At 66.3% G+C, this 22,520-nt stretch carries 20 protein-coding genes and 4 pseudogenes; 12 read left to right on the forward strand and 12 right to left on the reverse strand.

Annotation, left to right across the window (positions count from 1 at the left end):
• Window positions 1–126: 126 nt before the first annotated feature.
• Together ACGI6K_RS19215 and coq7 are read left to right on the forward strand one after the other, a co-directional pair.
• Complete coding sequence (locus tag ACGI6K_RS19215; protein WP_376944224.1) at window positions 127–465, forward strand: histidine triad nucleotide-binding protein; 339 nt, start codon at window positions 127–129, stop codon at window positions 463–465.
• Window positions 466–547: 82 nt separating this feature from the next.
• Complete coding sequence (coq7, locus tag ACGI6K_RS19220; RefSeq protein ID WP_376944226.1) at window positions 548–1,195, forward strand: 2-polyprenyl-3-methyl-6-methoxy-1,4-benzoquinone monooxygenase; 648 nt, start codon at window positions 548–550, stop codon at window positions 1,193–1,195.
• Window positions 1,196–1,267: 72 nt separating this feature from the next.
• Here coq7 and speD read toward each other — a convergent pair whose 3' ends face one another.
• Both speD and ACGI6K_RS19230 read right to left on the reverse strand, forming a co-directional pair.
• Entirely contained in the window at window positions 1,268–2,062 is a 795-nt protein-coding gene (gene speD / locus ACGI6K_RS19225) for an adenosylmethionine decarboxylase (protein WP_376944228.1), read from the reverse strand.
• A gap of 204 nt (window positions 2,063–2,266) precedes the next feature.
• Complete coding sequence (locus ACGI6K_RS19230; protein ID WP_376944230.1) at window positions 2,267–2,689, reverse strand: OsmC family protein; 423 nt, start codon at window positions 2,687–2,689, stop codon at window positions 2,267–2,269.
• A 217-nt stretch (window positions 2,690–2,906) separates the two neighbouring features.
• On the opposite strand from ACGI6K_RS19230, the gene crp reads away from it, so the two are divergent.
• Window positions 2,907–3,554, forward strand: coding sequence for a cAMP-activated global transcriptional regulator CRP (gene crp / locus ACGI6K_RS19235; RefSeq protein WP_376944232.1), 648 nt, complete (start codon window positions 2,907–2,909; stop codon window positions 3,552–3,554).
• Between the two features lie 49 nt (window positions 3,555–3,603).
• On the opposite strand, the gene trpC is transcribed toward crp, so the two are convergent.
• The 4 genes and pseudogenes from trpC to ACGI6K_RS19255 all read right to left on the reverse strand — a co-directional run.
• On the reverse strand, window positions 3,604–4,404 hold the full coding sequence (trpC, locus tag ACGI6K_RS19240; RefSeq protein ID WP_376944234.1) for an indole-3-glycerol phosphate synthase TrpC: 801 nt from the start codon (window positions 4,402–4,404) through the stop codon (window positions 3,604–3,606).
• Window positions 4,401–5,447 carry an anthranilate phosphoribosyltransferase gene (trpD, locus tag ACGI6K_RS19245; protein WP_376944236.1) on the reverse strand — a complete coding sequence of 349 codons (1,047 nt, stop codon included), beginning with the start codon at window positions 5,445–5,447 and terminating at the stop codon, window positions 4,401–4,403. Before trpD ends, trpC begins: the two co-directional genes overlap by 4 nt.
• A complete protein-coding gene (locus tag ACGI6K_RS19250) occupies window positions 5,447–6,040 on the reverse strand; it encodes an aminodeoxychorismate/anthranilate synthase component II (protein ID WP_376944238.1) in 594 nt (197 codons plus the stop codon). The genes trpD and ACGI6K_RS19250 overlap by 1 nt, the downstream gene beginning before the upstream one ends.
• Window positions 6,041–6,909: 869 nt before the next feature.
• Window positions 6,910–7,619: pseudogene (locus ACGI6K_RS19255) on the reverse strand (M10 family metallopeptidase C-terminal domain-containing protein); the annotation flags it as partial.
• 189 nt (window positions 7,620–7,808) lie between these two features.
• On the opposite strand from ACGI6K_RS19255, the pseudogene ACGI6K_RS19260 reads away from it, so the two are divergent.
• Together ACGI6K_RS19260 and ACGI6K_RS19265 are read left to right on the forward strand one after the other, a co-directional pair.
• A pseudogene (locus ACGI6K_RS19260) lies at window positions 7,809–8,105 on the forward strand (transposase); the annotation flags it as partial.
• A 433-nt stretch (window positions 8,106–8,538) separates the two neighbouring features.
• Window positions 8,539–9,341 (forward strand): annotated as a pseudogene (locus ACGI6K_RS19265) (EamA family transporter).
• A 4-nt stretch (window positions 9,342–9,345) separates the two neighbouring features.
• Here ACGI6K_RS19265 and ACGI6K_RS19270 read toward each other — a convergent pair.
• Window positions 9,346–11,325, reverse strand: a complete 1,980-nt coding sequence (locus tag ACGI6K_RS19270; RefSeq protein ID WP_376944240.1) for a S8 family serine peptidase — start codon at window positions 11,323–11,325, stop codon at window positions 9,346–9,348.
• Window position 11,326: 1 nt separating this feature from the next.
• Complete coding sequence (locus ACGI6K_RS19275; protein ID WP_376944242.1) at window positions 11,327–11,683, reverse strand: hypothetical protein; 357 nt, start codon at window positions 11,681–11,683, stop codon at window positions 11,327–11,329.
• 619 nt (window positions 11,684–12,302) lie between these two features.
• On the opposite strand from ACGI6K_RS19275, the gene ACGI6K_RS19280 reads away from it, so the two are divergent.
• Together ACGI6K_RS19280 and ACGI6K_RS19285 are read left to right on the forward strand one after the other, a co-directional pair.
• A complete protein-coding gene (locus ACGI6K_RS19280) occupies window positions 12,303–13,340 on the forward strand; it encodes a S1C family serine protease (protein WP_435576100.1) in 1,038 nt (345 codons plus the stop codon).
• A gap of 38 nt (window positions 13,341–13,378) precedes the next feature.
• Window positions 13,379–13,639, forward strand: a complete 261-nt coding sequence (locus ACGI6K_RS19285; RefSeq protein ID WP_394543996.1) for a hypothetical protein — start codon at window positions 13,379–13,381, stop codon at window positions 13,637–13,639.
• On the opposite strand, the pseudogene ACGI6K_RS19290 reads toward ACGI6K_RS19285, so the two are convergent.
• A pseudogene (locus tag ACGI6K_RS19290) lies at window positions 13,597–13,917 on the reverse strand (DUF2267 domain-containing protein); the annotation flags it as partial. The gene ACGI6K_RS19285 and the pseudogene ACGI6K_RS19290 sit on opposite strands and share 43 nt — an antisense overlap.
• Window positions 13,918–14,146: 229 nt before the next feature.
• Here ACGI6K_RS19290 and ACGI6K_RS19295 point away from each other — a divergent pair.
• Entirely contained in the window at window positions 14,147–15,316 is a 1,170-nt protein-coding gene (locus ACGI6K_RS19295) for a zinc-dependent alcohol dehydrogenase (protein ID WP_376944246.1), read from the forward strand.
• A gap of 10 nt (window positions 15,317–15,326) precedes the next feature.
• Window positions 15,327–15,881 (forward strand): hypothetical protein, encoded by a 555-nt coding sequence (locus ACGI6K_RS19300; RefSeq protein ID WP_376944248.1) that lies wholly within the window; start codon window positions 15,327–15,329, stop codon window positions 15,879–15,881.
• 29 nt (window positions 15,882–15,910) lie between these two features.
• Here ACGI6K_RS19300 and ACGI6K_RS19305 read toward each other — a convergent pair whose 3' ends face one another.
• Window positions 15,911–16,963 carry an alpha/beta fold hydrolase gene (locus ACGI6K_RS19305; RefSeq protein ID WP_376944250.1) on the reverse strand — a complete coding sequence of 351 codons (1,053 nt, stop codon included), beginning with the start codon at window positions 16,961–16,963 and terminating at the stop codon, window positions 15,911–15,913.
• Between the two features lie 209 nt (window positions 16,964–17,172).
• Between ACGI6K_RS19305 and ada the strand changes: the two genes are divergently transcribed.
• The gene (gene ada, locus ACGI6K_RS19310) at window positions 17,173–18,240 is read left to right on the forward strand and encodes a bifunctional DNA-binding transcriptional regulator/O6-methylguanine-DNA methyltransferase Ada (RefSeq protein ID WP_376944252.1); all 1,068 of its coding nucleotides are present in this window, start codon (window positions 17,173–17,175) and stop codon (window positions 18,238–18,240) included.
• 93 nt (window positions 18,241–18,333) lie between these two features.
• A complete protein-coding gene (locus ACGI6K_RS19315) occupies window positions 18,334–18,747 on the forward strand; it encodes an archease (protein ID WP_376944254.1) in 414 nt (137 codons plus the stop codon).
• Between the two features lie 30 nt (window positions 18,748–18,777).
• On the opposite strand, the gene ACGI6K_RS19320 is transcribed toward ACGI6K_RS19315, so the two are convergent.
• Both ACGI6K_RS19320 and ACGI6K_RS19325 read right to left on the reverse strand, forming a co-directional pair.
• Window positions 18,778–19,362: an NAD(P)H-dependent oxidoreductase gene (locus ACGI6K_RS19320; RefSeq protein ID WP_376944256.1), complete on the reverse strand. Its 585-nt coding sequence runs from the start codon at window positions 19,360–19,362 to the stop codon at window positions 18,778–18,780.
• Window positions 19,363–19,901: 539 nt separating this feature from the next.
• Window positions 19,902–21,014: a CapA family protein gene (locus ACGI6K_RS19325; RefSeq protein WP_376944258.1), complete on the reverse strand. Its 1,113-nt coding sequence runs from the start codon at window positions 21,012–21,014 to the stop codon at window positions 19,902–19,904.
• A gap of 115 nt (window positions 21,015–21,129) precedes the next feature.
• On the opposite strand from ACGI6K_RS19325, the gene ACGI6K_RS19330 reads away from it, so the two are divergent.
• Entirely contained in the window at window positions 21,130–22,488 is a 1,359-nt protein-coding gene (locus ACGI6K_RS19330) for a nicotinate phosphoribosyltransferase (protein WP_376944260.1), read from the forward strand.
• Window positions 22,489–22,520: the final 32 nt, after the last annotated feature.

A 22,520-nucleotide genomic window follows, 5' to 3' on the forward strand; every position in this document is an offset into this window, starting at 1 on the left:
AGCATGAGTCATGGCCAGACGGCTACTTCGCCGCCCGGAGCGCTCCGCCCCAGCCACATCGTTCTGGTCGCAGTGGAGCGGCCCCGTTAAACTCGAAGGACCTCACAACAGGCAGGGAGACTGTCCGTGGACTGTCTATTTTGCAAAATCGCGGCCGGGGAGATCCCTGCGCACAAGCTCTACGAAGACGACTTGGTCGTCGCCTTCCAGGACATCAGCCCCCAGGCGCCGGTACATTTTCTGGTCATCCCGAAGCGTCACATCTCCACCCTCAACGACCTGAGCGAGGAAGACAGGCCTCTGGCCGGACACATCCTTTTCACCGCCCAGCGCCTAGCCAGGGAACAGGGCTGCGAGAAAGGCTTCCGCGTAGTGATGAACTGCAACGAGCAAGGCGGACAAACCGTTTACCACATCCACATGCACGTGCTCGGCCAGCGCCAGATGCACTGGCCCCCAGGCTGAACGGCCCGGCATCGCCATCGCGGCGCCCTCGCCACACGCTCCGTCTGGGCAGGCTGCCCGGCATGAATCCTCCGGAGGAACCATGGCCAACGAACGTCACTACTCGGCCACCGATCGCCTATTGCTGCAAGCCGATGCAGCGCTGCGCACCCTGCTGCCCTTCAGCGGCAAACCTTATCGCCCCTCTCCGGCACAAGGCGAACCGGAAACCCAGCTCGATGCCGGCAAGGCCCGCCATGTCGCCGGCCTGATGCGCATCAACCACACCGGCGAAGTCTGTGCCCAAGCGCTCTACCAAGGCCAGGCACTGACGGCCAGGCTTCCGCAGGTACGCGGAGCCATGGAACAGGCTGCTAACGAAGAGATCGATCACCTAGCCTGGTGCGAACAGCGCATCCGCGAATTGAACAGCCGGCCCAGCCTGCTCAACCCCCTCTTCTACGGCCTGTCCTTCGGCATCGGCGCGACGGCCGGCCTGATCAGCGACAGGATCAGCCTGGGCTTCGTCGCCGCGACCGAAGACCAAGTCTGCAAGCACTTGGACGATCACTTGAAACAGTTGCCGGAGGAGGACCGGAAATCCCGCGCCATTCTCGAGCAGATGCGCATCGACGAGCAGCAGCACGCCACAACCGCCCTCGAAGCCGGCGGCCTGCGTTTTCCGGCGCCGATCAAGTTCGGTATGACTCTGCTGTCCAAGGTTATGACCAAGAGCACCTACCGGATCTGAAACCACGGTGTATGGGACAAGAAGAAGGGCGCCGTGGCGCCCTTCGTGCTTACGAATCGCCGCCGGCGCAACTCAATGCGGCATGTTTCGCGCGTAGAAGATCTCCAGCATCTCGTGGCGCAGGCGTTTCTCCACCTGCTTGCGCTGCTCGACGGACAGGTTGAGGGTGGCGTCGCCGAACAGGTAATTGTCCAGGTCGAAGTCCTTGAGCAGCATCTTGGTGTGAAACATGTTTTCCTGATACACGTTCACGTCGGTCATCTGGTAAGCCGCGCGGGTATCCGCGGAGAGATACTTCTGGATCGAGTTGATCTCGTGATCGATGAAGTGCTTGCGCCCCTCCACGTCGCGCGTGAAACCGCGTACCCGGTAGTCCACGGTGACGATGTCCGAATCGAACTGATGGATCAGGTAGTTGAGCGCCTTCAGCGGCGAGATCACCCCGCAGGTGGACACGTCGATATCCACCCGGAAGGTGGCCAGGCCATCGACCGGATGAATTTCCGGATAGGTATGCACGGTGATGTGGCTCTTGTCCAGATGCGCCAGAATGGTTTCTGGCAGCGGCCCGGGCGACTCCTCGATCTGGCTCTCGGTCGGCTCGACCGGTTGCTCGGAGATCAGGATGGTCACGCTGGCACCCTGCGGATCATAGTCCTGGCGGGCGATATTCAGCACATTGGCGCCGATGATATCGACAACATCGGTGAGAATCTGCGTCAGCCGCTGGGCATCGTATTCTTCGTCGATGTACTGGACATAGGCCTGCTGGTCTTCCGGCGTTTTTGCGTAGCAGATGTCGTAGATGTTGAAGCTCAAGGTCTTGGTCAGGTTGTTGAACCCGTGGAGCTTGAGTTTGCTTTTCACCGTTTGGAAACTCTCAGTCGATGCGGCCCCGCCGCGTGATTGGGCATGCCCGTCAGAGTCATCTGCGTAGGGCGGTTAACACCTCTTCGCGTTGGCGATTATGGTTGTGTTATCGGGACCCACAGCCCCTGAAAATGGCGGCGAATTATGCAGAGCCGCGCGACGCGATGCCAGTGTCCGCGCACCGTCGCGATACCTGACGACTCAACCCAAATCGACGATCTCGTAGTCGTGGCTGATCTCCACGCCGGCCCGTCCCAACATGATGGAAGCGGAGCAGTATTTTTCCGCCGACAGTTCCACCGCCCGCTTGACCTGCGCCTCCTTCAGGCCCCGGCCCTTGATCACGAAATGCAGATGAATCCTGGTGAATACCTTGGGATCCTCGCCGGCCCGCTCGGCCTCTAGGAAGGCTTCGCAGCTTTCCACCGCCTGTCGCGACTTTTTCAGGATGCTCACCACATCGAAGCTGGAACAACCACCTAGGCCGATCAACACCATTTCCATCGGGCGAATGCCGAGATTGCGCCCGCCATTCTCCGGCGGGCCATCCATGATGACCGCATGACCGCTGCCGGACTCGCCGATGAACATGGCTTCACCGGCCCATTGAATGCGCGCTTTCATCGCCAGACTCCTTGTTGAAAATGCCGCGGATTCTAGCACAGCGCCCTTGGCTCGCCGTCCGCAGCCGAAAACACGGGGGAGATGATCGCTCCATCACAAATCCGAACCGACACGCCCTCTACCGCTGTTAAGTTACTAGCACTTTGCTGGCACACTTACACCTTTAGTAGTAATCCCAAATGACAAGGACCTATTTTTCCACCAAGGGGAATCCAGCGTGGTCGCTCTCACCCTTCTTCCGCCCAAGCTCAACAATCAGGATAAGTTGCTCGCCCATTGCCATCGGCGCCGTTACACGGCCAAGAGCACCATCATCTATGCTGGGGATCGTTGCGACAGCCTGTTCTTCATCGTCAAGGGCTCGGTCACCATCTTGATCGAGGACGACGATGGACGCGAAATGATCATCGCCTACCTGAACACCGGGGAGTTCTTCGGCGAGATGGGCCTGTTCGACAAGGAAGGCAGCGAAAAGGAACGCAGCGCCTGGGTCCGCGCCAAGACCGAATGCGAAGTGGCGGAAATCAGCTATGCGAAGTTCCGCGAACTCGCCCAGCAGGACCCGGAGATCCTCTATGCCCTGGGCCAGCAGATGGCCGACCGCCTGCGCAATACCACCCGCAAGGTCGGCGATCTGGTTTTCCTCGACGTCACCGGACGGGTGGCGCGTACCCTGCTCGACCTGTGCAAGCAGCCCGATGCGATGACCCACCCCGACGGCATGCAGATCAAGATCACCCGCCAGGAAATCGGCCGCATCGTCGGCTGCTCGCGGGAAATGGTCGGCCGCGTACTGAAGAGCCTGGAGGAACAGGGACTGGTTCACGTAAAGGGAAAGACCATGGTGGTCTTCGGCACCCGCTGACGGCCTTTTTCCCGGCCCGACACACGACACGCCGGGCCGTGCCCCTCACTCAGTTGGGGAAAAACAGCCGGCGCAGCTCGGCGCCCGGCTTCTCGGCCCGCATGAACGCCTCGCCGACAAGGAAGGCATATACCCCGCTGACTTCCATCAGCTCGACATCGGCACGATTGAGTATGCCGCTCTCGGTGACCACCAGACGCTCGCGCGGCACCTTCGGCAACAGGTCGAGGGTGGTTTCCAGACTCACCTCGAAGGTATGCAGGTTGCGGTTGTTGATGCCGATCAGCGGCGTCTCCAGTTGCAGCGCCCGTTCCAGCTCGGTGCCGTCATGCACCTCGACTAGCACGTCGAGACCAACCTCCTTCGCGGTGGCGGCCAGTTCCAGCATCTGCGCATCGCCCAGCGTGGCGACGATCAGCAACACGCAATCGGCCCCCAGCGCGCGGGCCTCGACCACCTGATAGGGATCGATGAGAAAGTCCTTGCGGATCACCGGCAGGCCGCAGGCCGCACGGGCTTCCTGCAGATAGGCGTCGCTGCCTTGAAAGAAATCCGCATCGGTCAGCACCGACAGGCAGGTCGCCCCGCCCTCCTCGTAACTCTTGGCGATCTCCGCGGGGACGAAGTGCTCGCGCAGCAAACCCTTACTCGGCGAAGCCTTCTTGACCTCGGCGATCACTGCCGGCTCCTTGCTCTCGACCTGCGCTCGCAGGGCTGCGGCGAAGCCGCGCGGGGCGCTGGCGGAACGGGCCAGCGTTTCGAGCTCGGCCAGCGGGACACGGGCGCTGCGCTCGGCGACCTCCTCGAGCTTGCGTGCAATGATCTTTTCCAGAACGGTAGGCAGGCTCACGCTTGATTCTCCTGACGAAAGACAGCGGTAATAGATGCCAGCTCCTCCAGCTTATCGCGCGCAAGACCAGTATGCAGAGCATCGTGGGCCAGCGCCACGCCCTCCTTCAGGCTGCCGGCCTGGTCGGCGGCGTAAAGCGCGGCACCGGCGTTGAGCACGATCATCTCGGCGGCCTTCTGCCCATGCTCGGTCTTGCGTCGGCCGAGAGCATCGCGGATCAGCGCCAGCGACTCCTGCGGCCCCTCTACATCGAGGCCGATCAGGCTCTGGCTCTTGATGCCGAAATCCTCCGGTTGGACAAGGTACTCGCTGATCTCGCCATTGCGCAGCTCGGCGATGTGGGTCGACGCGGCCAAGCTGATCTCGTCCAGGCCATCCTGGGCATGCACCACCAGCACATGCACGCTACCCAAGTGCGCCATCACTTCCGCCAGCGGCCGGCACAGCGCCTGGCTGAACACGCCGAGCACCTGACGCTTCACCCCGGCCGGGTTGGTCATCGGCCCAAGCATGTTGAACAGGGTGCGCAGGCCGAGCTCGCGGCGCGGGCCGATGGCATGCTTCATCGCGCCGTGATGGGCGGGAGCGAACATGAAGCCGACGCCGACCGACTCGACGCAGCGCGCCACCTGCTCGGGGCTCAACTCCAGGTAGACCCCGGCGGCCTCCAGCAGGTCGGCGCTGCCGCTCTTGCCGGACACCGCGCGGTTGCCGTGCTTGGCCACCCGACCGCCCGCCGCGGCGACGACAAAGGCCGCCGCCGTGGAGACGTTGAAGATGTTCATGCCGTCGCCGCCAGTGCCGCAGGTATCGACCAGGCGCTCCACGCCAATCTTCACCGGCGCGGCCAGCTCACGCATGACCAGCGCCGCACCGACGATCTCATCAATGCTCTCGCTCTTCATGCGCATTCCCATCAGGAAGGCGCCGATCTGCGCGTCGCTGCACTGGCCGGTCATGATCTGGCGCATCACGCCTTGCATTTCCGCCGTGCTCAGGTCAAGGCGCTCGGCTACCCGCGCCAGAGCTTGCTTGATATCCATCAGCGCACGCCTCCGTTCTGCTTCAGGAAATTGGCGAATAGTTCATGGCCCTGCTCGGTGAGAATGGACTCGGGATGGAACTGCACGCCCTCGATGTTCAGGGTCCTGTGCCGCAAGCCCATGATCTCGTCCATGGCGCCGTCCTCGAACTGCGTCCAGGCGGTGATCTCCAGGCACTCTGGCAGGGTTTCGCGCTTGACTACCAGGGAATGGTAGCGGGTCACGATGAGCGGGTTGTTGAGGCTGGCGAACACTCCCTGATCGCAGTGGAACACCGGGCTGGTCTTGCCGTGCATGGCCACCCGTGCGCGCACCACGTCACCGCCGAAGGCCTGGCCGATGCTCTGGTGACCGAGACAGACGCCGAGGATCGGCAGCTTGCCGGCGAAATGGCGGATCGCCTCCAGCGACACCCCGGCCTCGCTAGGCGTGCACGGTCCGGGCGAGATCACCAGGCGCTCCGGGTGCAGAGCCTCGATCTCGGCGATATTCAATTCGTCGTTGCGGATCACCTTGACCTCCGCCCCTAGCTCGCCGAGGTAGTGGACGACGTTGTAGGTAAAGGAGTCGTAGTTATCGATCATTAGCAGCATGACAGGCGTAACCCCTTGATATTACTGCCTTTTATTTGAAGCCATCTGTTTTCATACCCGCTTATATACCCATTATTTCTTTCGCTGGGTCATCCGACGATAAGGCTGATAGGTAGAAAACAGAGAAGCAGCGAATACGGTCCGGCGAGCCGGAGAACAAGGAGGTCAGGTACGCCAACGCCAATGGGCATGGGCTTTGATGACTCGCATCAGGAGGGTGCAGGATGTCACGGATATTCTCAGGGTCCATCCCCGCATACGCGGAGAATACGGCCCCATCTTACTACGCTGTCAGCAGCGACTGCCACGTTGAGGATGCGGCGCAGGGCAATCGCATGAAGCGCTCGCTCGATACCGGACTGGAAAGGTTGTGTGAGCCTTGGCATGGCTGCTTGCCGAGGGGCCGGACAGTCCCTGTTTCGGCCCCACGGTCGAGTCACTTTCTCTTGGCGCGCGCAAAGAGAAACTAACCAAAGAGAAAGCGCGCCCGGTCATTCGGCCCCGGCTACGCCGGGGTTCCCTCACTCCGGCGCCGCTCCGAGGGTCGTCGCACAAGGGGCATCCATGCTCCTCGTACGACTCTCGCCGCCTCCCCGCGGCTCGCCCCTCTACGCGACGCTTGCGCTCGGCCTCCTGAACGGGAGTCGGGCTCCGGGTTGCCTGAAAGCGCTTTCGCTCTTGCGGCACGACCTGTCAGGCAACGCCGGATGCCCCCTTCAGAAGGCCGAGCGGAATCGTCGTGGAAGGGGGCGAGCGGCAAGGATGCCGCGAGGCCGCGATGGGCCATGGATGGCCCTTCGCGGCGAGCCCCTGGAACGACGATGCAGGGAGGGAGCCCGGAGCGAAGCGCAGGGCCGGATCTCGGTGGACAGATCGCCGTAGTCGCCATCCAAGGCGATTTCGAAGCGCCGTCCCTCGACATCCGCCTCGAAGCTCTTCAGGTAAGTGTGCCCGTTGCTCACCTGCACGGCCAGGGTGCCGTTGCGGCCGTCGCCCAGGCCGGTGAAGCCGAGCGCCGAGAGGTTGCGATGCGGTCCTCGTCGGGGTCGAAGTCGAGGATACGGTCGGCGAAACCCGCGCTGGCGGTACGGTAGCTGTCCTCGCGATCCGAGAAGCGGAACAAGTCGGCGCCGGTGCCGCCGATCAGGCTGTCGAGCCCCGCGCCGCCGTCGAGGATGTCGTCGCCGCTGAGGAAGGCGGCATTGCCCCCACCGTCCAGGCTGTCCTCGCCTCCTTTGCCAAGGAGCGGTTCGTCGACATCCGCGTAGCAGCGGCCGATCAATACGTCGTCACCCCCGCCGCCCTCGACGAACACGACGCCATCGTCCAGATTGCCGAAGTTCGTGTCGCGACTGCCGTCGGCGTTCATGCGGATCACACCGAAGTCCCATTCCCCTGACGGCATATCATCGTCCAGGGTGCTCGATTCGGCGGTGAGATGACCTTCCGCCAGCAGGATCTTGCCGTCGGACTGGACGACAAGTCTGGAATAGCGTTCATCGTTGGAGTCGGAAGTGATCAAGCCATCGACGCCGAAGCTGGTGTCAAGGCTGCCATCGGCATTCAAGCGGGCGATGGTGTTCTCATACTAATCACTGCCACCGCCGAACAGCACTGTCTTGCCATCGGGCTGTATCGCGGCGTCGCTCCTCGCATCGTGGACCGTTCTGCAATACCTATACAAATCTAGTTATTTCTAACTGAACCTGCTGCTTGCTTCCCGCTTCACCGAAGCCGGTTTCACCGCGCTCTTGCGAGCACTGCCAGCGCCGAACCGCTAATCCAGGCAATGATTCGTCCGGGCACTCAGGTCTACAGTGACGAGTACGGCATCTATGGCCGCCTGTGCGAGTGGGGCTACGAGCATCGCACGGTCTGCCATGGCCAGAGTGAGTACGCGCGGGACGAGGACGAGGATGGCTTCCATGAGGTGCATGTCAACACGATTGAAGGCTTCTGGTCACTGTTACACCCCTGGCTGCGTCCCCATCGGGACCTCTTCCAAGAGAAGTTGCCGCTATACCTGGGCTTCTTCCAATTCGTCCATTGCCAAGGTCAGGCCTGATCAAACGCCACACTTCGCGAGCACCGTCTCCTGCTCCTGATCATCCAGCTACCTTCACGCGTGATGAGCAGGACATTGAGGGCGACCAGCAGGTCTAGATCGAGCAGGGACATGGCGGACTCCGGGCGGGACGGCGCCCATGCTGGCCAATTCCGCGGTGCCCGGCAAGGCCATTCCCTCTCCCCCGGCCCCTCTCCCGTACCGGGAGAGGGGAGAAAGCCATTGTTTCTTCCTTTGCGCCTCCAGTCGCTCCCTTTCCTCTTCGGGGAGAGGCCGAGGATACCGCCGTGTCTTCGCCCCCACCTCTCCCGGCTGGGGAGAGGGGGCGAAAAGCATCCTCCCTTCGCAGGTGTGGGCATGGCCTCGGCTGCAAGATGCTAGACTGCGAAAAAACCTCGGACTCCACACGGAGACAACCACGACCGCCCTCGCCATGCAGGCCTTCGCCGGCAATTCCCTGCTCTGTGGCCCGGCCTTCCGGGATACGGGCATCGACGCCGCCAGCTTCACCGGCATGCGCATCCTCGCCGGTGCGCCGACCCTCTGGCTGCTGCTGGGCATGCGCCAGGGCAGGCGGCCGGCGACTGGTACGGCACCGTCGCGCTGTCCGTCTACGCCGCCGGCTTTTCCTTCGCCTACCTGCAACAGGACGCCGGCGTCGGCGCCCTGTTGCTGTTCAGCGCGGTGCAGCTCGGCATGCGGCTCTACGGCCTGTGGCGCGGCGAGCGCCTCGGTCGCTGGGCGAGCCTCGGCTTGTTGTTCGCCCTGGTCGGGCTGGCGGCCCTGCTGCTGCCGGAGGCCGCTGCGCCGGCACCGGGGGCCGCCGCGCTGATGCAGCTCGCCGGGCTGGCCTGAGCCGCCTACTCGTTGCTCGGTCGCGGCGGCGCCGATCCGCTGGCCGCCACCGCCGGCAACTTTATCCGCGCCACTCCCTTGGCCCTGCTGCTCAATCTGTTCCTCTTGACGCGCAGCCAGCCGGACCCACTGGGGCTGATCTATGCGCTGCTCTCCGGCGCGCCGACCTCGGGCCTCGGCTACGCCATCTGGTACAGCACCCTGCAGGCGGCCACCGTCCAGCTCTGCGTGCCGACCCTCGCCGCCTTGGCCGGTACCCTGCTGCTCGGCGAGGCGCTGAGTCCGCGCTTGGGCTTGGCCGCTCTGGCCGTGCTCGGCGGCATCGCCCTGGTGCTGGGCACGGAGCGCCGACCCGCTTTGCTGGTGTGGCGGCGGGTCTGAGCCGTCAGACGAACAGCAATCGCTCGAAACCGTTGAGGGTATCGGTGCCGCCGCCGAAAAGGTTCTGCACCGTGATGACGTCGCCGGCCTCGCTGACGCTGTAGTCCTCGGCCCGGCCGAGGAACACCGCCGTGTCGTTGCCGGCGCCGCCGATCAGGGTGTCGTCGCCGCGCATGCCGTAGATGAGGTTGTCGGCCTCGTTGCCTTCGATGCGGTCGTTGCCGTCGCCGCCGATGGCATTCTCGATGAGGGTGCTGGGGGCGATGGTCAGGAAGGGGATACCGCCCAGGGTGGAGGTCTGCCCGGCCACCAGGCTGAGCGACAGGTCCCGGATCGCCGCGGCGGCGTCGATCCAGTCGTTGCCGGCATCGTCGTCGACCAGCGTCAAGCGCCCGGACTGGCCGGACAGGGCCTGCACGGCGAGGATTTCCTCGGTGTAGTGGTAGACGTCGGCGTTGCTGGGTGCCGAGCCGTAGCCGGCGAAGCCGACCGAGTGCAGCGTGCCGCTGTCGCCCTGCAGCGCATCGCGGATCTGCAGGGTCCAGGTGCCCCGGCTGCTCTCGCCGTGCAGTCCGTCCACACCGAAGGTATGGGTGAAGACACCGTCGGCGCTGGCGATGTCGCCGGTGCCGCCATCGTAGAGCGACAGCCGCGTGCCGCTCGGCGAAATCAGGGCGATGCGCAGGTCGGTCAGGTTGGCGTGGGTAAGCGAAAGCGTCAGGTCGACGTGCTCCAGGTCGATGTCGTCGTTCAGGGTGAAGCCGTAGTCCAGGGTGGCGTTGTCGGCGATGGCCGCGTTCGCCGCGAAGCTGCCGCCGAGCGTGGCCTCGTTGGCCGAGGTGAAGGCAGCGGGATGGTGCGCGTTCCAGACCTCGGCCATGCGCACGGCGTTGAAGGCGTTGACCATGCCGTAGCCGTAGTCCTCGCTGAAATGCAGGCCGCCGCCGTTCCAATCGGCGGCGCCGTTCCACTTCCAGGCGAAGTTCTCGTTGCTGCGCACCCTGCTGTGCAGGCTGCCGGTGCCGGTCGCCGAGTAGGCCAGGATGTCCTGCACGTCGCGCCAGCCGAGGCCGGGGTTGGCGTCGAGCATCAGCGCGACGACGCCGGTCACCACCGGGCCAGCCGCCGAGGTGCCGCCGAAGGCATCGGTGTAGTCGCCGTCGGGCAGCGTGTTGTAGCCGCCCTCGCCCAACAAGTCGGTGGTGACCGAGCCGGCCGGCGCCGCGACCAGCACATGGGCGCCATAGCTGGAATAGCTGGCGACGTTGCCGGTGGCATTGTTGCCGATCGCCGCGACGCTGACGGTGAAGCGCGAGGCGCTGATTTCCTCGCCGTTGCCGTCGACGTTGAAGTTGCCGGCCGACTTGATGTTGAGGGTACCCAGGCCGCCGCGCCCGTCCCTAGCCGCCGCCTCGAACTTGGCGACGTCTCCCCAGTCGCCGAAGTCCGGGTAGCTGCTGTAGCTGTGGTTGGTGACATCGAAGCGGCCCAGGCCGTCCAGGGTCTGCTGGTAGCGCGACCAGTCGGCGTTCAGGTCGTCCGCGCCGCCGAAGATGCGCACGGAGGTGATCCGGGAGCCGTAGGCGACGCCGACGCCACCCTCGCCGTTGTTCTCGGCGGCGATCAGCCCGGCGACCGCGGTGCCATGGCCCTTGTCGGCGCTCTGCGGCTGGCCGTCGTTGAGGCTGTCGCCGATAGTGAGGTGCCGGCTGGCGTCGTAGTTGGCGTCGAGGTCCCAGTGGCCGCTCTGCACCCCTTCGTCCCAGATGCCTACGGCGATGCCCGCGCCCGTGTAGTCGTTCCACACGCGCTCGATGCCCGCCGTATCGGCGCCGCCGGGCCGCGAGGCGAAGCCCAGGGCGCCGATGAAGCCCAGGTGCCACTGATTGCCGTAGAGCCCGTCGGTCGGGGCGGCCTGGACGTGCCGGGCCGGCTCCGCAAAGACCTCCGGGAGCGGGAGGTGCGTTCTGAACGATGGCTTCATGTCATGGCTCCTCGACTTTTAGCACGCGCCGCACCTGCAGGGTCCGTTTTCCCTGCATGCAGGACGAAACCCTGACGAAGACGCCGTCCAGCGTCAGCCGGGTGGCGAGGGGATAGTCGTCCATGCCGATGCCGGTCAACGGCAGCACTTCCCCGTCGCCGGTGCGCAGCAGCGGACAAACGATGCCGCCCTCGACCAGCCGGCCTTCGACCCGGACGGGTTCGGGCGGCGCGGGTGTTTCCGCCGTGGCGGTCATCGCCTCGCTCAGGCACAGCGACAGGCATATCCGGAGCAACCGTTTTCGGTCGAATATCGTTTCAACGGGAGTCATACGCTGGCGAAAGCCTTTTTCCAGCACATCTAAAAACTACCTGCGTGGTCATCGCTGCGTTAAAAACAGGCTCAAAATGCTCATTTACAGCGCGTAAACTCCGCTTTTTCGCCTGTTTTTGCCTTGCGTTGACTGCCTCGCCCACGTTTTTAGAGGTGCCCTTTCGGCGTCGTTTTCCAATATCCATTGTCTGCCCTCCTGGTCGCGACGAGCCGTATCCGATGGCAATGAGTGATCGATAGCTTGTCCGAAAACAAGTTGCGGCGATCGTGGAAGTCTTTGGCGTGGCTCGAAAAAATGCTTTCCCGAGCCGATGGGTATGGTCTTTTCGGTGTGGCGGAAGTCGTTCGGAAGGAAAAGATGGTTACAGCTTAAAAGACTTCTCCCTGGCTACCCGGCCGTCCCCCGTGTTTTCCGATCAGTGGCGGACGGTGCCGGACGAACGCCCGAGCGAAGAGCTGCCGGCCGCGCGCGGCGCGCCATACCAGGATGCAAAGCGGCCCCTTATCATCGTGTGCCGGGACATGCTCCGGCCGTTCCGACGTCCGGAGCCCCGAATCATCCTGCAAGCAATAAGGAGTTCTTTCATGCGCGATCCTTTTTTGTCCGCCTGATAGGCGTCACGCTGGCGGTCGGCGCGCTGGCCGTGTCCTGGCCCGGCCCCCGGCCGGAGGCCGCGCCGCGCGTGGTCGAGGCCCGCGGCGAATTGGCGGCGGACGAGAAGAGCACCATCGATCTGTTCGAGCGCTCCCGCAACTCGGTGGTGTTCATCACCACCCGGGCCCAGGTGATGGACTTCTGGACCCGCAACGTCTTTTCGGTGCCGCGCGGCACCGGCTCGGGCTTCATCTGGGACGATGCCGGGCATGTCGTGACCAATTTCCACGTGGTGGAGGATGCCAGCGAGGCACTGGTCAAGCTGGCCGACGGGCGTACCTTCAAGGCCAGCCTGGTCGGCAGCTCCCGCGAGCACGATATCGCCGTGCTCAAGATCGACATCGACGCCGGGCGGCCGTCTCCGGTACCCCTGGGTTCCAGCCACGATCTGCGGGTGGGCCAGAAGGTTTTCGCCATCGGCAACCCCTTCGGCCTGGACTGGACGCTGACCACCGGGATCGTCTCGGCCCTGGACCGCACCCTGGCGGGCGAGGGCGGGCCGGCGATCAACCACCTGATCCAGACCGACGCGGCGATAAATCCCGGCAACTCCGGCGGGCCGCTGCTGGATTCGGCCGGCCGGCTGATCGGCATCAACACCGCCATCTACAGCCCGAGCGGCGCCTCCGCCGGGATCGGCTTCGCCGTGCCGGTGGACACCGTCAACCGGGTCGTGCCCCAGCTCATCGATACCGGCAAGTACGTGCAGCCGACTCTGGGCATCCAGGTGGATAGCGGGGTAAACCAGCGCCTCGGCGAACTGAGCGGCATCGAGGGCGTCTTCGTGCTCGGCGTGAAACCGGGCTCGGCCGCCGAGGCGGCGGGCCTCAAGGGCGCGGCCCTGACCCGCGACGGCGGTATAGTGCCCGGCGACATCGTCACCGCCGTCGACGGCAAGGCGATCGACTCGGTAGAGGGCTTGCTGGCGATCCTCGACGACTACCGGGCCGGTGACCGGGTACGGCTTTCCGTGAAGCGCGGCGAGCGGCAGCGCGAGGTCGAACTGGTATTGCGCCAGGGGGAGTGAGCCGGCCGTCCTCCACGGCGGCGCTTCCCGCCCAGGCCATGCAGCGAGACGCCCGCGTCCCGCTGCGCGAAAGCCTTTTCTCAGTGCAGACGGCCCCGGTCGGGCCATGGATCGCGCAGTTTCGCGGGGAACATGCCGGCCACCTTCTCCGTTTCGTGCGGATCGATATGGCGCGCCATGACTTCGAGAACCGCCTGGCCGCCTTCTCGGAGTCGACGCCGAGGTTGGTCACCGCGCCGTGGATCTTGGTCAGGAAGGCTTCGCGCGTGCGCTCTCTGCTCGGTTCGGCCGCAGGATGAAAGCCGTCGTAGAAGACGCCGCGGATCAGCACCGGCAACTGTGCCGCCAGATGCGCTGCGTTATCCACGCCGATCCGGTCACGCACGCACATCAGCACGGCGCGCAGCGCCTGATAGGCGATTTCCTTGTCGTCGGTTTCCAGCAGTTCGGTCACCTCGTCGAGCCAGATGCTGGTCCGCTGGACGGTCTTGCTCAGCACATCGACCTGCCTGGGCATGGCCTTGCCCCCTTTTCGCGTGGGGGATGGATAAGCCAATGGACTCGTCGGCCACGGCATGGTCCGGCGAGGCGGAGTCGAACCGATGAACTGCAACGGCCAGCGGGGCGAACGTTTGAAACGCGCCGCGGCCAAGCTCTCCGTTTTTCCGAAACCCCGAACCTTTTGCCGCTTTCCCACTGTCCACCCTCAAGATCGCCGAGGATGTGGCGATGCCTCAAGCCCGGTAGGTCGTCGAGGGGGAGGCTTCGCGTACTGCCGGGACAACCCATCACAAGGGGAGTCATCTATGAAAGCGCTCTGTTGGCATGGCAAGAACGACATCCGTTGCGACACGGTTCCCGACCCGGCCATCGAAGATCCACGTGATGCCATCGTCAAGGTATCGAGCTGCGCCATCTGCGGTTCGGACCTGCACCTCTACAACCACTTCATCCCCGGCATGGAGCATGGCGACATCATGGGCCACGAGTTCATGGGCGAGGTGGTGGAAGTCGGCGCCGACACGAAAAAGCTCAAGGTGGGCGACCGTGTCGTGGTGCCTTTCACCATCGTCTGCGGCGAGTGCGAGCAGTGCCGGCGTGGCAACTTCTCGGTCTGCGAGCGCAGCAACCGCAACAGGGAACTGGGCGACAAGGCCTTCGGCCACGCCACCGCCGGGCTGTTCGGCTACACCCATCTCACCGGCGGCTATGCCGGCGGGCAGGCCGAATACGTGCGGGTGCCCTTCGCCGACACCACCCACGTCAAGGTCCCGGATAGCCTGAGCGACGAGCAGGTACTGTTTCTCGGCGACATCTTCCCGACCGGCTGGCAAGCCGTGGTGCAGTGCGATATCCAGCCCACCGACACGGTGGCGATCTGGGGCGCGGGGCCGGTCGGCCAGTTCTGCGTGCGCAGCGCGGTGCTGCTCGGCGCCCGCCAGGTGATCTGCATCGACCGGGTCCCGGAGCGGCTGTCGATGGCCGCGGCCGGCGGGGCGATCACCATCGACTTCGACGAGGAGAGCGTGCTCGAGCGGCTTCAGGAACTCACCCAGGGCAAGGGCCCGGAGAAGTGCATCGACGCCGTGGGCCTGGAGGCGCACGCCAGCCGCTCGCTGGACTCCATGTACGACCGTGCCAAGCAAGCGGTGATGCTCGAAACCGACCGCCCGCATGTGCTGCGCGAGATGATCTACGTCTGCCGCCCGGCCGGGGTGCTGTCGGTCCCAGGAGTCTATGGCGGGCTGGTGGATAAGCTGCCGTTCGGCGCGCTGATGAACAAGGGCCTCACCCTGCGCACCGGGCAGACCCATGTCGGGCGCTGGACCGACGACCTGCTGCGACGCATCGAGGAAGGGCAGATCGATCCGTCCTTCGTCATCACCCACAGCATGCGCTTGGAGCAGGGGCCGGACATGTACCGGGTTTTCCGCGACAAGCTCGACAACTGCATCAAGGTCGTGCTGAAGCCTTGAGGAGAGCGCCATGAACTATTCGCATTCGTCCGTCGCCTCGTCATCGATGGCCACTTCCGACCGGCTCGCCCGCGGCCTGGGCTACTTCAGCCTCGGCCTGGGGCTGCTGGAGCTGGCCTCGCCACGCCTGGTGACCCGCTCCCTGGGCATGGAGGGCACCGAAGCGCTGGTGCGCGCCGCCGGCGCCCGCGAGATCCTCACCGGCCTCGGCGCGCTGGGAGTGAACCCCACGCCGGCGATCTGGGGCCGCGTGGCCGGGGATGCGCTGGACCTGGCCACCCTGGCCTCGGGCCTGTCGGCGGACAACCCCCGGCAGGGCAACGTCAAGGCGGCGATGGCCGTGGTGCTGGGCACCGCCATGGTCGATGCCATAGCGGCCCGCGCGCTGAGCGAGCGGCATGTCCGTCCCCGGCACGGCCACATCGCCGACTACAGCCGCTGCAGCGGCTTTTCCCGGCCGGCGGAGGCCATGCGCGGCGCGGCCAGCGACTTCGAGACGCCGGCCGACATGCGCGCCGACATCGGCAGCGGGTCGCATCCTGCGCCGGTGCCGATATTAGGGTGAGCGATGCCGAACACTGACGAGGCTGGCGTTCAGCCGGCTTCGCCGTGCGCATCCAGCCAGCGCAGGATCCGTGGCCATACTTCCCGGTGCGCTCGCCGGCCGACCAGGACGCCAACGTGCTGCAGGGCCACTCCCACGTCCCCCTCGTAGCGCAGCAATTGCGCATCGCCGCTGCCGACGGCGGCGTGGAAGGGCAGCACCGCTTCCAACGGCACCAGGCGCGAGCGCGGGTCGACCACGCTGAGGACCGGGGCCCGGACCCGCTCTGGGGTGGCGAGCCGTCCCCCGAGGCTCAGGGTTGCGCCCATGAAACCGTTTTCCCGGTACAGCAGTTCCACGACGTCCTCGAACAGCCGCTGGGAGAGGGCCAACTCGTCCAGCATCCAGCGTATGACCTGTGCATGGGTTTGCAGGGCCGCGCGGTCGTTCAAGCTATGCAACCAGTCCGTCCAGCGCGACCAGACGAAGCTGTTTGGGGAAGCGCAGACGGCCGCCACGTCGAGCAGGGAACCGGGAACCTCATACAGGTATTCGGTGAGCTGTTGGGCGCGCGGCGCGCGGGCCAACAGCGGGGTAAAGGCGTCCGATTCGGCACCGAAGCGCAGCGGCGCCTCAAGCAGGACGAGGCCGCGGACCCGCTCGGGGTGCAGCGCGGCGAAGATGGCCGCCAGGGTCCCGCCCAACGAATGGCCGGCCAGGAACACCGGGGCCGGCCCGCGTTCGGCGGCGATTGCCTCCAGGCAGTCGAGGATGCAACGGCCGGCATAGTCGGCCAGCCCGAAATCCTGGCCATCGACGCCGGGGTTTTCCCATTGCAGCAGATAGACGCTGGCGCCATGTTCCAGCAGCCGTTGCACGACGCTGAGCCGGGGGACGAGATCCCAGATATAGGCGCGCTTGATCGGCGCCGGCAGGATCAGCAGGGTCGGCCCGCCGCCGCCCGCCGGAGCGTATGCCTTGAGCGTGGCCGGTGGCGTCGACAGGACGATCCGCGCCGGCGTTTGCCGTGGTCCCAAACCCAGCACATCCAACCAGTGGCCCTGCAGCCGGCGCATATGATCGATTTGGCCATAAGCGTTCATGGACAATCCCCCCGGCCCGCCTCGCTCCCCGACACAGCCGCAGGCTGCGGCTTCCGGCAAGCGTAGCGCATGGCGCGCGTTCCGTTGTTCGTGCCGAGCGGCCGGCCGGATTCGACAGCAAGAGACGGAGTGCCGCGTTCGCGCCGAAGCACTAGAGTGCCGCTGGACAGTGGATGAACGGCCCGCGAAGGGGCCGGGGACGGAAGGCGATGCACACCACGAACCCATCGGCGGCACGCACCTTGCGCGATCCGCGCTGGAGCGCCCTGCTGGCGCGCGATCCGGCGGCGGACGGGCGCTTCGTCTATTCGGTCAGGACCACGGGGGTGTACTGCCGGCCCGTTTGCCCGGCGCGCCGGCCCCGGCCGGAGAACGTCGATTTTTATGCCAGCGCGCTCGATGCCGAGCGGGCCGGCTTTCGTCCCTGCCGGCGTTGCCGGCCCGAGCGTCGGAGTCCGGCACAGGAGCGGGCGGCGAAGGTCGCCGCGCTCTGCCGGTTCATCGAGAGCGCCGAACGGCCGCCGGATCTGGAGGAACTGGCGCGCCGGGTCGGCTGGAGCCGCTGGCACCTGCAGCGCACCTTCAAGGCGATCGCCGGCCTGAGCCCCAGGGCCTATGCCGAGGCGCAGCGGGCCGAGCGCCTGCGCCGCGAGCTGGCACGCGGCGCGCCGGTGACCGATGCGCTCTATGCGGCGGGCTACGGTTCCAGCGGGCGCTTCTATGCCCAGGCCGACGCGTCGCTCGGCATGAGCGCTGGCAGCTACCGCAAAGGCGGCGCCGGCCGCGCGATCCGCTTCGCAGTCGGCCAATGCTCGCTGGGCGCCATCCTGGTCGCGCAGAGCGAGCGCGGGATCTGCGCGGTCCTGCTGGGCGACGACCCCGAGGCGCTGCTGCGCGACCTGCACGAGCGCTTCCATGCGGCCGAGCTGATCGGTGCCGATGCCGGCTTCGAGGAGCTGGTCGCCCAGGTGGTGGGCTTCGTCGAGGCGTCCCGACTCGGCCTCGACCTGCCGCTGGACATTCGCGGCACGGCTTTCCAGATGCGGGTGTGGGAGGTGCTGCGGCGGATTCCGCCGGGAACCACCCTCGACTACGCCGAGGTGGCGGAGTTGGTCGGCGCGCCGCGAGCGGTGCGCGCGGTGGCCGGGGCCTGCGCCGCCAACGCTCTGGCCGTGGCGATTCCCTGCCACCGGGTGGTGCGTCGCGACGGCGGGCTGGGCGGCTACCGCTGGGGCGTGGAGCGCAAGCGCGCGCTGCTCGAACGGGAGCAAGAGTGAGTGGGCCGATGCGCCTGTTTTCCCTCTCCCCGAAGAGGAGAAGGCGAAGTTGTTCTAGGCTGAGCGGATTCCCCCGGCAAGAGCGGGCGGTCCATGTCCTGGCAGACCTTTTCCCACGAAGCCGATATCGGTGTGCGCGGCATCGGCGCGACCCCGGCCGAAGCCTTCGCCGAGGCGGCGACGGCGCTGACCGCGACGATCTGCGATCCGGAAGCGGTGGCGCCGCGCGAAACGCTGAAGATCCAGTGCGCGGCGCCGGATCTCGAACTGCTGCTGGTGGACTGGCTGAATGCACTGGTGTTCGAGATGGCCACCCGGCGCCTGCTGTTCTCGCGCTTCGCGGTGCATATCGAGGATAGCCGCCTGCGCGCCACGGTCCGCGGCGAGCCTGTGGAGGTGGCGCGCCACCAGCCGGCGGCGGAGGTCAAGGGTGTGTCGTTCTGCGAGCTGAAGGTGGCTCGCCGGGCCGACGGCCGCTGGCTGGCGCAGGCGGTGGTGGATGTCTGAACGGAGTCCCGTCCAGACCGCGGGGGCGGATCAGGCCTTGCCGAACACCTCGTTCAGGTGCGCCTGGTAGGCGCGGATGTCGCGCTCCACGTCGGGCGCCTTGATCACGTCGGTGGCGAGGAAGGTGGGCAGGCCCCGCATGCCGAGGAATTCCTGCGACTTGTGGAAGGGGAAGTAGACGCCGTCCACGCCGCGGCCTTCGAAGAAATTGCCCGGCTCGTCGAAGGCGGCCTGCGGCGCGTTCCAGGTCAGCGACAGCATGTAGCGGCGGCCCTGCAGCAGGCCGCCGCTGCCGTAGTGGCGGCTCGGGTCCTGGCGGCTGCGCCCGTCGTTGGCGTAGAGGCTGCCGTGGCCGGCGGTGAACACCTCGTCGAGGTACTTCTTCAGCGTCCAGGGCGCGCCCATCCACCAGCCGGGCATCTGGTAGATCAGGGCGTCGGCCCAGAGGATCTTGCGCACTTCCGCCTCGATGTCGTAGCCGGAGGCGATGCGCGTTTCCTCCAGCGTATGGCCCAGTTCGGCGAGCTGGACGCGCGCCGCCTCATGCAAGGTGTCGTTGAGGCGCCCGCCCGAATGGGCGAAGCGCTGGCCGCCGTTGATCAACAGGATCTTCATGGAGTTTCTCCGCACAAAGGGTCGGGGCCGTCGCAGAGCGGGCGGCCGGGATGGCGGGCAGTATCGGCGAAGCCGTCGGCGGGATTAAGCCGGCAAGCGGAACAGCAACTGTGATTTGAAATCACCAATGGCGGGTTTCGTCGCCGGGAAAGCGCTGCGGAACGCGGTATCGCCGGAGGAAGATCGCTGCGCGAGGGTTTTCTCCCCGCCGCGTGCATCGCCTGCGGCCCGGCAAGAGGCTTAGGCCCTGTTAACACGACTCCGCGCGGCCGCGACGGAGCCTGTTTTTGCGCGGGGTTAGGCGCGAGCAGAGAAGTTCGGTCATTCCAAACGAACGACGAGCAACGACGCACCGCGCAAAAACAGGCCCGTCCCTGCGGGTGGGGCCGCCCAGGCTGCGCGGCAAATGGCGCCATGCGTCGTTGCGGGACTTGGCAAGGCAATGCCATTCCCTGCGTCCCGCGCCACGCCGATCGCGGCCCGGCCTGGCGCCATTTGGCGCAGCAACGCGGCTCGCGGAGAGTAGTGTTAGCAGACCCCTAGGCCGTCGCCGGCCAGTCGAGGCGCAGAGCACCTTCCCCGCCGTCGTGTAGGCCGCAGCCGAAGCGCGCGCATTCGCGCCTCAGGGTGTCCTGCAGCCAGCGGCGGTCCTCGCCCTCGGCACGGTGCAGGCTGAAGCGTCGTTGGCGGGTCGGTACCAGTTCCAGGGCTTGCAGGCGGCCGGTGGCGTCCAGGTCGGCGAAGTACAGCAAACCCAGGTCGCCGCGCCAGGCATCGTGATCGCCGATGCCCTCGTAGTCGTCGAGCAGGTCGCCGCAACCATAGAGGATCAGCCGCTGGCGGTATACCTCGATGCCCTTGATGTGGTGCGAGGAGTGACCGTGGATCAGGTCGGCACCGGCCGTGTCGATCAGCGCGTGGGCGAAACGCTGTTGCTCGGGAGAAATGCCGAAGCCCCAGTTGCCGCCCCAGTGCAAGGCGATTACGACCCGGTCGCTGGGCCGTTTTGCCGCCTGGATGCGCTTCGTCACCCGTTGCAGGCTGTCGGCCGAGAAGTCGGCGAGCAGGGCGACGCCCGGCTGCCGCGCGCCGGCCATCCAGCGCCCCGGCACGCCGCAGCCCGGACCGGCGAAGGCGAACACCAGCAGGCGTCCGCCGTCAGCCAGCGGCAGGATCGCCGGCGCCTCGGCGTGCCGGCGGTCGACCCCGGCGCCAGCATGGCGCAGGCCCGCGGCGTCGAGATGTCGCAGGGTATCGAGCAGGCCTTCCTCGCCCCAGTCCAGTACGTGGTTGTTGGCCAGCGCGCAACAGTCCAGGCCGGCCGCCGCCAGCACCGGCAGGTTGGCCGGGTTCATCCGGTAATTGATGCCCTTGGGCTGCGGCTGGCCGCGCGCCGTCACCGCGGTTTCCAGGTTGACCAGGCGCACCTGCGGGCGCCGCCGCTCGAACTCGTCCAGGGCCACGCCCCAGACGTAGGCGAAGTCCGCCGGGCGGGGAATGGGGCCGTTGCGCTGCTCGGCCAGTTCCACGTACTCGTCGGCGTATCTGGCGTAAGCTTCGTGGAGGAAAGGGTCGCCGGGATGCGGCAGGATGCGGTCGATGCCGCGGGCGGTCATCAGGTCGCCGGCGAGAAAGAGCCTAGTGCTGGACATGCGCGTCTCCCGGTTCTATCGCGTTCTTTTTCCAGTCTGGCCCGTCCGGGCCGGCCGGTGACGGGCCGCGGCGACCGGCCGTCGGACCCGCCATCACTCGCACGGGAGAATACCCATGCCGCACGATCCGCCATATCTGCCCGCCCCCGGCGCGCTGCTCACCGACCTCTACCAGTTGACCATGCTGCAGGGCTATGTCGAGCGCGACATGCTCGACGGCGCGGTGTTCGAGTTCTTCGCCCGCAAGCCGCCGGCCTGCCGCAATTTCTACCTGGCCGCCGGACTGGAACAGGTGCTCGACTACCTGGAGCAGTTGCATTTCACCCAGGCCGAACTCGACTGGCTGAGCGGCCTGGGCCTGTTCCGTCCAACCTTTCTCGACTACTTGGCCGGGCTGCGCTTTTCCGGCGAGGTGCAGGCCATGGCCGAGGGCACGCCGTTCTTCGCCGACGAGCCGGTCCTGCGGGTAGTCGCGCCCCTGCCCGAGGCGCAACTGGTCGAGTCGCGGCTGATCAACCTGCTGCATTTCCAGACGCTGATCGCCAGCAAGGCGGCGCGGCTGACGCTGGCGGCGTCGGGCCGGCCCCTGGTGGACTTCGGCCTGCGCCGCGCCCACGGCGCCGAGGCCGGGCTGCTCGCCGCCCGCGCCAGCTACCTGGCCGGCTTCCAGGCCAGCGCCACGGTACTGGCCGGCGCGCAGTTCGGCATTCCGCTGGCCGGAACCATGGCGCATTCCTTCGTCCAGGCCCACCTCGACGAGGCCGAGGCCTTCGAGCACTTCGCCCGCAGCCTGCCGCAGTCGGTAGTGTTGCTGATCGACACCTACGACACCGAGGCGGCGGCGCGCAAGGTGGTCGAGCTGGCGCCGCGCCTGGCCGCGGCCGGCATCCGTGTCCAGGGGGTGCGCCTGGACAGCGGCGACCTTGGCGAGCATGCCCGCCGGGTGCGCGCCATCCTCGACCGTGGCGGGCTGGGCGATGCGACCGTCTTCGCCAGCGGCAACCTGGACGAATACGAGGTGCGCCGGCTGCTGGCGGAGGGCGCGCCGATCGACGGCTTCGGCGTCGGCACCCGGCTGGATACCTCCAGCGACGTGCCGTACCTGGACTGCGTCTACAAGCTGCAGGAGTACGCCGGCCAGCCGCGGCGCAAGCGTTCGGAGGGCAAGAGTACCTGGCCGGGGCGCAAACAGGTCTGGCGGCGCTACGACGACAGCGGCCACTGCCGTGGCGACAGCCTGATGCTGGAGGGCGAGGCGGGCGAGGGGCAGGCGCTGATCCGGCCGGTGATGTGCGACGGACGGCGCCTAGCGCCTTCGCCGTCGCTGCAGGAGGTGCGCGCCTATGCCTTGCGCCAGCTCGACACCCTGCCGGCGGCACTGCGAGCGCTGGAGCCAGCGCCGCCCTATCCGGTGGCGGTGAGCGAGGCGCTGCGCGACCTGGCGGAGCGGGCCGACCGGCTGGCCGGGCTGTGACGGCGGCGTCGCTCGTGTCGCCCGCGGGACGG

The sequence above is a fragment of the Azorhizophilus paspali genome (assembly GCF_043587585.2).
Classification (GTDB): domain Bacteria; phylum Pseudomonadota; class Gammaproteobacteria; order Pseudomonadales; family Pseudomonadaceae; genus Azotobacter; species Azotobacter paspali.